This is a genomic window from Enterobacter sp. CGMCC 5087 (assembly GCF_003144775.1).
GTDB classification, from domain to species: Bacteria; Pseudomonadota; Gammaproteobacteria; order Enterobacterales; family Enterobacteriaceae; genus Enterobacter; species Enterobacter cloacae_M.
Map to the genome: position 1 here is coordinate 1 of NZ_QFXN01000203.1, position 10,351 is coordinate 10,351.

Here is a 10,351-nt window from a genome sequence, read left to right on the forward strand (position 1 = left end):
TGCCATGACGGAGCATTATTACCGACTTCGGGACTATGCACTCAACCACGCAGAATGCAGCGCCATCATGCATATCATCGACTGAGGTCAGCCGCTATGGAACAACAGTTACCGCTGTTTGCCCGTGAATTAGCCCCTGCCGACCAGCAAACGGTCAGGAAAGCCTTAACCCTGCTGGAGGGTCAGCTACGTGAACCCGGCGCGTCATTTACTTCCAGCCATGCCGTCCGCGACTGGCTGCGTCTGCAGCTTGCATCTCTGGAGCGGGAAGAGTTTACCGCGCTCTTTCTCGATAACCAGCATCGCCTGATAGCCCACGAAACGCTTTTCACCGGCACCATCAACCATACGCAGGTCCATCCACGCGAAGTGGTGAAGGCCGGTCTGAAGCATAACTGCGCCGCTGTCATCGTGGCGCATAGCCATCCCTCCGGGGAGGCGGAACCCAGCAAGGCCGACCGTCAGGTCACTACGCGTATTCAGCAGGCGCTGGAACTGGTTGATATTCGTCTGCTGGATCACCTGGTGGTCGGCGGTATGGAGACCATCTCATTTGCAGAGCGAGGCTGGCTGTAGCACAAGAGGAATGTAACCTGATGAAAATTATCAGCAAGCGCCAGGCAATGGCGATATACCGCCAGCATCCACAGTCCCGGTTGTTTCGCTTCTGCACCGGCAAATACCAGTGGTCAGGCAGCGTCTGCCACTATGCCGGCCGGGAGGTGCAGGATATCAGCGGTGTGCTCGCGGTCTTCGCTGAGCGTCGCCAGGACCGCAACGGCCCGTATGTCGTCCTGCGCAGCGTTACCCTGAATTAACTTAAATTTAAGGAGAGCTAAATTGTCGAATAACATACCGCCTGTAAACCACGATATTGCCGACCCCTGGTGGGGGCTTAAACGCAATATCACGCCCTGTTTTGGCGCTCGTCTGGTGCAGGAGGGCAACCGGCTGCACTACCTGGCTGACCGCGCCAGTATCACCGGGCAGTTCAGCGAGGCGGATTTACGTCATCTCGACCTGGCGTTCCCGGTATTAATGAAGCAGATGGAACTGATGCTGGTTTCCGGTGAGCTCAATCCCCGCCATCAGCACTGTGTCACGCTGTATGCGAAAGGGCTGATCTGCGAAGCCGATTCGCTCGGCTCGCATGGCTATATCTATATCGCAATTTATCCAGCACCAGGCAACAGCATAACCCGTTAATCCTTTTCCCTGAACCATTCCCCTTTTCAACCCGACTTCTCATTCAGGAGTATTTCATCATGCAAACCTTACCCGCCATTCTGGTGCGGAAGGCACCGTCACGCCCGACGCCCGTTGAAATCTGGCAGCAACTTCTTACGTATCTGCTGGAAAGGCATTATGGCCTTTCGCTTCACGACACACAGTTTGGTGATGGCAATGTGATTCAGCAGCACATTGACGCCGGGATTTCACTGACAGATGCACTCAATTTTCTCGTTGAAAAATGTGAACTTGTGCGAATTGATCGTCCCGATTTCTCCATTCAACATCAGTCCCCATTTATCGGAACAATTGATATTCTCCGGGCCAGGCGGGCAACGGGTCTGATGCAGCGTTTTGAGTACAAAAGGATCACACAAATCATCGCGGGGAACACAGCTCAGGAGTAACGTTCATGAAATTCAGACAAACAGCACTGCCCATCCTGAATGCACTTCCGACAGGGAGAGCAGAACTCTTCAGGAGGGAAGGTTGAACAAAGTTCTTGTATGAATCGCATGGCTGCGTACAAAATAATAACAGACGCTTCTGGTACGTTTCTTCTGGTGGTTTGTTACTGGATTATGTCCCGTATCAGAAGCATCTTCCCTCACTGCATATGACATCGAACGGCCACAACTCTTCTTACCCCGTTCGTCCCCGATTCGGGTTTCTGATTTAAACCAACCGGGACTGAGGGTATAATTGAGGGTACAAAATTCATCAAATCAGAAATAAACATTAAATATCAGTAAATTATAGACACTTATCGATTCCGAGTCCGGCACCACTATTTAGAAAACCCAGCCTATGGCTGGGTTTTTGCTATATGGCTACGGCCGATTTCTGGGCGCTGATAAGCGTGGCTTTCATGCAGGCACGCTTACGCTAATATCCCGGTAAGTTAATACAGGCGGTGGCTCTTTTTTATCACTTAATTTTGCCGGATAAATTGCTGACCTGATTTGAAAGGTTGTCGTTGCTCCGCTTCACGTCATCAAGGCTTCTTTGCAATCGCTCGATCTTACTCTCCTGCTCAGAATTCTTTCTCTCAAGCTGTAAAACCTTCTGAGTTAGCTCATCGACTTTGCGGTTGTCGGACTTCATCTTCCTCAGGCTATCCTGCATCTCCTGTAGATCCGACTCCCTGAAATCAGAAGGCTCGATTTCATCTGCATTAGAAATTACCGGGATATATCCTATATTAGCGCTGCTGGGTTTGATACTAACCTGAACTTTATTTAGACCCGCAGAGTGTGCGTAACCTATTGAAAAAAATAAAAAAAAGAAACAACACACAGACCAGACAGATATTTATTCATTTCTAACGTCCTTTTAAATTTTTCAATCACTTCCAGGAGTCTCCTTCTGGTATCACCCGCTCATTTTCTGCCACCTTACTTACATCCGCCGGTAGCGAGATAAGCGCGTTACCACGCACCTTATTAACGAACCCGCCCTCGTGGCGGTTTTTTGCTTTTGAATTCCTGACAACTTTAGGGATCGTTCCCACCTGTGCCCAGCAGTTTGTTTTTAAAGATAAACAAACACGCCTCATTAAAGTTCTCCGCCCCCAGCCGTTCCGAGAGCGCCATCCGTTTGCGGTAGAGGCTTTTTACCGACGTATTCAGCTCGCCTGCAATCTCCTCCATTGACATCCCTGCTCTCAGCAACCGCAACATGATCGCTTCGTGCGTGCTCAGCCGTAAATTCAGCAGCCACTTCGTGGTCAGGCGACGGCCCTTCATATTGAGCACCAGATTAAACAGCGAGGCCATGTCCGGCGCCGTCAGCGACGTGTTCATAAACAGCTTCATACTGAGCAGATTCTCCTCGCGGTGGCGCATATCAAGCATAACGCAGCAGATTGTTTTTTTCGTTCTGGCCGGATGGCGTATCAGGTAATCATATAAACGGAGCGGAGAACGACTATCAATCAATACAGAATATTCATCTGCACCGTTATCAAATATGTTTCTGTCAATCGAGTCGAGCAGGATAATATCCGGGAAAAATATCCGCATCCCTCTGACAAGGTAGCGATCCTGAGTCACTAAAACAATTGAAGTTGCCACTAACCATCCCTTTTAGATTAAAGCAAGCACGATCCCTCGCAAAGAAGGCCGCCTTCGTTTTATAGCGCTGTTATATTAAAGATAAATGTTTTCTGGCTTTGGATATCCCTCAATACAGACATTGATGAGTAAGACTTCCTGTAGACTATCATTCAATGGCTGCCATTAATTATAAATAAAAAACAATCGCAGAAAAGTCACTTCTCTAAACATTAAGAGTTTTTGTCATGAAACTTCCCAAACATCCACCAGAAAGTACTTTAATTGAGGCTGATAAACCCCATTAAAAATATATACAAAGCTGTCACAATAAAAATAAAACACAGTAATTTCAATAAGTTAAAAATACACACCTAATTCAATAAAAACGTCATAAAGCGCTCAATCCAGAATTATCTCAAAACGACACACCGGCTTTTAGACATATTTATCCGGCAACATATCAGGTGTACATTAGCTTTCACCCAGTACACTGAGATAAGGATCCATAATTACCTTTAGGTAAGTACCCCGTAACATCACTGCATTCAGATTTAATGTTCTCATTTATGGCCTTTAACCCTGAGTTTAAAGGCGGCCGTGTTATGCAATGGATTCATGATAAACAAATGGCAAATAGATATGGAAAGTTCACTTCGCTTCAATACGTTATTCTTTTATCGCACCCCAACATTATTGTTTCTGTTATTCCTCTTTCCTGTTCTGGCTCAGGCGACCGAATCCGTTTATGAGCAACAGATTCAACAGGCGCGTAACGGTAATTACACGCCGTTTCTCGATTATCTTCAGCGTTATCAGCAGCAGCATGCCCTGACGCCTGAACAAGTTGCGGACTGGTTACAGGTTGCAGCCTGGGCGGGTCATGATGACGAGGTTATTCAGGTCTGGCAGCGTTACGGCATTTATATGCCGCTGCCCGCCCGCGGCGTTGCGGCTGTCGCGCAGGCCAGGCGAAATCAAAAAGCGTGGCAGCCGGCCCTGGCGCTATGGAAAGAGGCGCGTAGCCTTGCGCCGGATAACGACGATTATCGTATCGGCTACATCAAAACTCTCGCCGATGCCCGCATGGACACGCTTGCCCTGCAGGAAGCCCGACGGCTGGTAGCTGAAAATCCCTCTCAGGCGCATCTCCAGACGCTCTCGTATGTCTGGTTACGCCAGGGAAAAAGCTGGGATCGGCTTCTGGCAGACACCCGCGCGCTAAATGTCGCACCTGAGAATAAAGCGCTCCTCAGCGAGCTGATCGACGCGCTAACGGATAGCCGGGTGAACACCCCCGCGCTCCAGCTTTCACAAAGCGTAACGCTGTCCCCCGCGGAGCGTCGCCGTCTTGAGCGTAATGCCGCTGCAGAACGGGTTCGCCTTGCCGATGTGCCTGGCAGAACAGAAAAGGAGCGCCTGCAGCTTGCGCAATCCACGCTGAATCGTTACGACGCTCTGCTTGCTCGCTGGCAAAAAGAGCCGCAGGCGGCGGAAGACGTCGTCCTTGCTCGTATCGACAGGCTTGGCGCGCTGTACGCCCATGCTGATTACCCACGGGTGATTAGCGAATATCAGGATCTTACGGCAGCCCAGCATCCGGTGCCGGACTGGGCAATCGGCTGGGTCATCTCCGCGTATCTGCAGGAGCAAAACGCTGCCGCCGCCTTCTCGCTTCTGCAACGCTATCCGCAATACGCTTCCGACCCGCAGGACGAGGAGCACGCGCTTTTCTACGCCTGGCTGGATACGGGACAGTATCAGTCCGCCCGCCAGTACGTAGAGCGCCAGACCCACAACGTCCCGTGGACCCGCTACGATTTCGGCTCCCCAACCCCTCAGCCGAACGATCGATGGCTTACCGGACAGTCGCTCCGCTTTAACTATTTGCTGGCGACGAATGCCCTGCCGGAAGCCGAAAAGCTGGCGCACCGTCTGGCGACAACGGCGCCGGGCAATCAGGGATTACAGATTGACTACGCCACCCTGCTTCAGGCGCGGGGCCTGCCGCGCGCGGCCGAGCAAACGCTGAAAATGGCGCAGGCGCTGGAGCCCTCGAATCTGGAGCTTGAGCAGCAGCAGGCTTACGTCGCTATGGATCTGCAGGAGTGGCGGCAGATGGATTTACTGGCCGACGACGTGCTGGCTCGCGCGCCCAACGATCGCAGCGCCAGACGTCTGGACAGGCTCCGCACCGTCCACCATATGTCCGAGCTGCGCCTCAACGCGAGCAAGGGTTTGCACTCCGATAGCCCCGTCAGCGGGACGCACGACCTCAACTGGGACGCTACGCTCTATGGCCCACCCGTAGCGGATAGCTGGCGGCTGTTTGCCGGCACCCGCTATGCCGAGGGTAATTTCGATGAAGGCAAAGGCACCAGCCGTCACCTTTTGGGCGGCGTCGAATGGCGGCCACGCGACCTCCTGCTCGAAGCCGAGCTTTCCAGCAACCGCTATCACAGTGAAAACAAGCCGGGCGCTCGCCTCGCAACAACATACTCTGTGACCGATAGCTGGCAGGTCAGCGGCAGCCTTGAACGCCTGTCGCGCACCACGCCCCTTCGGGCGTTACGCAACGGAATTAGCGCCAACCGGGGTGAAGGCGGGGTGCGCTGGTATCAAAACGAGCGGCGTGAGTACCAGTTCAGCGCCGCCCTCAGCCGCTTCTCCGACCATAACCGTCGCCAGGAATACACCCTCACGGGCAAGGAGCGTCTCTGGCAGACCCCTTCCCTGACGCTGGATCTCGAACCGGGGATCGCCGCCAGTAAAAACAGCCTGCGCGACACGCTCTACTACAACCCGGAGCGGGATCTGTCCGTGACGGCGGCCCTGGCCGTTGACCATGAGATGGTCCGCCATTACGACACCCTCTGGAGCCAGCAGTTTGTGGCGGGAGGCGGCAGCTACTGGCAGAAAAATCAGTCCGCTGGCGCCATCGCCCTGCTGGGTTACGGACAGCGCGTACAGTGGAACAACGTCATTGATACCGGCGTGATGCTGAACTGGGATAAACGCCCTTACGACGGCAAACGCGAGAGCAACCTCTCCGTCACGTTTGACGCGACTTTACGCTTTTAAGGATGAATATGCTGAACACACGTTTTTCCGTGAGCCTGATACTCCTCGGCTGGCTCTGCCTCAGCGCGAGCGTCTGCGCGCAGGCGATCTCGTTCATTGCGCCCAAAGATCGGCCGCAGCTGGAGGCGAGTAAACCCTGGCCGGAGAACCAGTTTCTGGTCCTGGCCTACCACGACGTTGAAGACGATGCCGCCGATCAGCGCTATCTCTCCGTTCGCACCAGCGCGTTAAACGAGCAAATAAGCTGGCTTCTGCACAACGGCTACCACGCCATCAGCGTGCAGGACATTCTTGACGCGCATGACGGGAAAAAAACGCTGCCGCCAAAAGCCGTTCTGCTCAGCTTTGACGACGGCTACAGCAGCTTTTACACCCGCGTCTGGCCGCTGCTTCAGGCGTGGAACGTTCCTGCGCTGTGGGCGCCGGTGGGCAGCTGGGTGGATACGCCGGCAAATCAAAAAGTTAACTTCGGCGGCCTGATGACGCCCCGGGATCGCTTCGCGACGTGGGACATGGTGCGCGAGCTCAGCCGGTCCCCGCTGATTGAGATCGGATCGCACACCTGGGCCTCGCATTACGGTATTCCGGCCAACCCGCAGGGCAGCCGCGAGCCGGCGATCGCCAATCGCTTTTATGACAAAGCCACGGGCCGCTATGAAACCGACCAGCAGTTCAGCCAGCGGATCGGCGATGACGTTCGTAAAGTGACTGAAAAAATCACGCAGGTGACGGGCAAAGCGCCGCGCGCCTGGGTCTGGCCCTACGGCGCCGCCAGCGGTACGTCGCTCGCTATCGCCAGACAGCAGGGTTACCGGCTGGCCTTCACCCTTGAGGACGGGCTGGGGAACGTGCAGGATCTGGGCAACATCCCTCGCCTGCTGATCGCCGGGAATCCCTCGCTCAAGGCGTTTGCCAGCACGGTCAGCCAGGTTCAGGAGCGCGATCCCGTGCGCGTCATGCACGTCGATCTCGACTACGTTTACGATCCCGATCCTGCCCAGCAGACCCAAAATATCAACAGGCTGATCCAGCGGGTCTACGACATGAAGATCAGCCATGTTTTCCTGCAGGCGTTTGCCGACCCGCAGGGCGACGGCAGGATCAAGGCGCTTTATTTCCCCAACCGTCGTCTGCCGGTCCGGGCAGATCTTTTTAATTTTGTCGCCTGGCAGCTGCAAACCCGCGCGGGCGTGAAAGTCTTCGCGTGGATGCCGGTGCTCTCGTTCGATCTCGATCCGTCCCTGCCGCGCGTGCAGCGTCGGGATCGTCAAACCGGCGAGCTGCGCGAAGCCACCGAGCCCTATATCCGGCTCTCCCCGTGGGACCCGCAGGTGCGCCAGCAGGTGACGGACATCTATGAAGATCTGGCCCGCTATGCCAGCTTCAACGGGATTCTGTTCCATGACGATGCGGCGCTGACGGACGTGGACGATGCCGGTCAGAACACCACGCGTCAGAAAAGCCAGACGCTTATCGGGTTTACCCACGCCCTGAGCCTGGCAGTGAAGCATATCCGTGGCCCGCAGATAAAAACCGCCCGCAATATGTTCGCCTTACCCATTCTGCAGCCCGAAAGCGAAGCGTGGTTCGCGCAGAATCTTGATGATTTTCTGGCGGAGTATGACTGGACGGTGCCGATGGCCATGCCGCTGATGGAGTCCGTTCCGGCAGACGAGAGCGATGCCTGGCTGGCGCGTCTGGTTAAAGCGGTCGCCACGCGCCCCGGCGCGCTCGATAAAACGATTTTCGAGCTGCAGGCCAGGGACTGGGACCAGAAACCGCAGCGCGCCGTTGCCGATAGCCAGCTTGCGCAGTGGATGCGCGTGCTCCAGCTGAACGGCGTCAAAAACTACGGTTACTACCCCGACGACTTCCTCAACAACCGACCTGATATCTCGCGCATCAGGCCTGAATTTTCTTCGTACTGGTACCCTGACAATGACTGATCGCATTATCGCCTTCTCTATTTTATGTCTGGTATTCGGGTTGCCGTTAGGCGTGGCCGCCCTCTTTACCGGCGAACTGATTCTGGATTTTGTGTTCTTCTGGCCGCTGTTCATGTCGGTGCTCTGGATAACCGGTGGCCTCTATTTCTGGTATCAGCTTGAACGCCACTGGTCGTGGGATAAAGACACGCCCGCCCCGACGCTCGCGGGTGAGCCGCTCATCTCCATTCTTATCCCCTGCTTCAACGAGGGACGAAATGCCCGGGAGACCATCAGCGCCGCGCTGGATCAGCGGTATGAAAATATAGAAGTTATCGCCATCAACGACGGATCTTCTGACAACACCGCGCAGGTGCTGCAGGAGCTGGCGCAGGAACAGCCGCGCCTGCGGGTGATTAACCTAGCGGAAAACCAGGGGAAAGCGCTGGCGCTCAAGGCCGGGGCGGCGGCGGCCCGGGGCGATCTGCTGGTCTGCATTGACGGCGACGCCCTGCTTGACCGCGATACCGCCGCTTATCTGGTGGCCCCGCTGATTCAGTACCCCCACGTCGGGGCGGTTACCGGCAATCCGCGCATTCGCACGCGCTCCACGCTGATTGGCCGCATTCAGGTGGGCGAGTTCTCATCCATTATTGGGCTCATCAAGCGGACGCAGCGGATCTATGGCCGGGTCTTTACCGTCTCCGGCGTCATCGCCGCGTTTCGCCGACAGGCGCTGGCGGACGTCGGGTACTGGAGTCCGGACATGATCACCGAAGATATCGACATCAGCTGGAAGCTTCAGCTGCGCCACTGGGATATCTTTTTTGAGCCGCGGGCGCTGTGCTGGATCCTGATGCCGGAGACGCTGAGAGGCCTGTGGAAACAGCGTCTGCGCTGGGCCCAGGGAGGCGCAGAGGTGTTTCTGGTTAACCTTCGCAGGATTGTGCGCTGGGAGCATCACCGCATGTGGCCGCTGTTTCTGGAGTACGCGCTGTCAACGCTATGGGCCTTCGCGTACGCGATGACGGTGCTGCTGTTCCTCCTCAGCCAGGTTGCGCCTGTTCCCGCCAGGCTGACCGTGGAGAGCCTTTTTCCACCGGAGTTTACCGGGCTGCTGCTGGGCGTGATGTGCCTGCTGCAGTTCCTGGTCAGCTTGTACATCGAGCGGCGGTACGAACGAAAAGTGGCCAGCTCGCTTTTCTGGGTGATCTGGTTCCCGATGGTGTACTGGATGATTGGTCTGTTCACCACCCTCGTCGCATTTCCAAAAGTCATGCTTAAACGCCAGCGCGCCCGCGCGCGCTGGATCAGTCCGGACCGGGGAAAAGGGAGCATTTAATGAACGAAAATACCTTAATTTTGACCGAGCATCGGCTCTTGCCGCGTCTTTTCGATGCCGTGCTGACGCTGGTGGCATGGGGAGGATTTCTGTTTTTCCTGTATGCCCGGCTGTGGATGCAGCTAACCGATGAGAGCGACCACCGCTGGAGCGTGATTATCGCGTCCTTTAATACGGTGTTGCTCTACCTGCTGTTCGCCGCGCTCAACGGCTGGTTGCTGATTTTGTGGTATCAGTACAACCGCCGCCGCGCCCACGTCAGGCGGCGCCAGCCGGGCTATTTTCACCAGGAAGAGCTGGCCCGCAGCTTTAATGTCTCACCGCAGATCATCTCCGAGATGAGCCAGTACAACCTGCTGACGGTGTACCACGATCAGATTGGCCGCATCATCGATCTGAAGATCAGCGAGCAGCAGGAAGAGGAAGAGCAGTAACAAAAAGCCCCCGCAGGAGACCCTGCGGGCTGAGGGATCCACCGTATTTTTTAAGCAGAAGCAATAACCTTGTTTCAGAACGACTAAAGGCTTTCAGCGATGCCCTGGTCCGGCTGTAAATCGCTGAGGCGTTTGCCTTCCGGCCGGGGCGAGGCGCATGGATGCGCCGAGAGGGCGGGCTTTACAGGGACGTTACCTCCGCCCGTACCCGACAAGCCGGAAGGAATAAGCCGAGGGCACCGCGAAGCGGCGATTTACCGCCGGGAGCCCGGGTCGCCAGGGTGGTGG

11 protein-coding genes are annotated in these 10,351 nt (G+C 55.4%); 9 read left to right on the plus strand and 2 right to left on the minus strand.

Going from position 1 to position 10,351, the window contains the following annotated elements; all coding sequences use genetic code 11:
* The 5 genes from DEO48_RS16465 to DEO48_RS16485 form a co-directional block, all read left to right on the plus strand.
* Window positions 1-85, plus strand: an 85-nt coding sequence (locus DEO48_RS16465; RefSeq protein ID WP_146198292.1) for an antirestriction protein, incomplete at its 5' end; no start/stop codon positions are given.
* Between the two features lie 11 nt (window positions 86-96).
* The gene (gene radC / locus DEO48_RS16470; RefSeq protein WP_109845752.1) at window positions 97-576 is read left to right on the plus strand and encodes a DNA repair protein RadC; all 480 of its coding nucleotides are present in this window, start codon (window positions 97-99) and stop codon (window positions 574-576) included.
* Window positions 577-596: 20 nt separating this feature from the next.
* Window positions 597-818, plus strand: coding sequence for a DUF987 domain-containing protein (locus DEO48_RS16475; protein ID WP_015370125.1), 222 nt, complete (start codon window positions 597-599; stop codon window positions 816-818).
* Between the two features lie 22 nt (window positions 819-840).
* The gene (locus DEO48_RS16480; RefSeq protein ID WP_109845753.1) at window positions 841-1,206 is read left to right on the plus strand and encodes a type IV toxin-antitoxin system YeeU family antitoxin; all 366 of its coding nucleotides are present in this window, start codon (window positions 841-843) and stop codon (window positions 1,204-1,206) included.
* A 59-nt stretch (window positions 1,207-1,265) separates the two neighbouring features.
* Entirely contained in the window at window positions 1,266-1,637 is a 372-nt protein-coding gene (locus DEO48_RS16485) for a TA system toxin CbtA family protein (protein ID WP_109845754.1), read from the plus strand.
* Between the two features lie 520 nt (window positions 1,638-2,157).
* Here the strand turns inward: DEO48_RS16485 and DEO48_RS27230 are convergent.
* Together DEO48_RS27230 and DEO48_RS16495 are read right to left on the minus strand one after the other, a co-directional pair.
* Complete coding sequence (locus DEO48_RS27230; RefSeq protein WP_258306116.1) at window positions 2,158-2,334, minus strand: hypothetical protein; 177 nt, start codon at window positions 2,332-2,334, stop codon at window positions 2,158-2,160.
* Window positions 2,335-2,723: 389 nt separating this feature from the next.
* Window positions 2,724-3,251 carry a LuxR C-terminal-related transcriptional regulator gene (locus DEO48_RS16495; RefSeq protein ID WP_181367027.1) on the minus strand — a complete coding sequence of 176 codons (528 nt, stop codon included), beginning with the start codon at window positions 3,249-3,251 and terminating at the stop codon, window positions 2,724-2,726.
* 672 nt (window positions 3,252-3,923) lie between these two features.
* Between DEO48_RS16495 and pgaA the strand changes: the two genes are divergently transcribed.
* From pgaA to pgaD, 4 genes are read left to right on the plus strand one after another with little or no spacing between them, the layout of a single operon-like run.
* Entirely contained in the window at window positions 3,924-6,362 is a 2,439-nt protein-coding gene (pgaA, locus tag DEO48_RS16500) for a poly-beta-1,6 N-acetyl-D-glucosamine export porin PgaA (RefSeq protein WP_109845756.1), read from the plus strand.
* Between the two features lie 8 nt (window positions 6,363-6,370).
* Window positions 6,371-8,308: a poly-beta-1,6-N-acetyl-D-glucosamine N-deacetylase PgaB gene (gene pgaB, locus DEO48_RS16505; protein WP_109845757.1), complete on the plus strand. Its 1,938-nt coding sequence runs from the start codon at window positions 6,371-6,373 to the stop codon at window positions 8,306-8,308.
* Entirely contained in the window at window positions 8,301-9,629 is a 1,329-nt protein-coding gene (gene pgaC, locus DEO48_RS16510) for a poly-beta-1,6-N-acetyl-D-glucosamine synthase (protein ID WP_058841931.1), read from the plus strand. Before pgaB ends, pgaC begins: the two co-directional genes overlap by 8 nt.
* Window positions 9,629-10,063: a poly-beta-1,6-N-acetyl-D-glucosamine biosynthesis protein PgaD gene (gene pgaD, locus DEO48_RS16515; RefSeq protein WP_109845758.1), complete on the plus strand. Its 435-nt coding sequence runs from the start codon at window positions 9,629-9,631 to the stop codon at window positions 10,061-10,063. Before pgaC ends, pgaD begins: the two co-directional genes overlap by 1 nt.
* Window positions 10,064-10,351 lie beyond the last annotated feature (288 nt).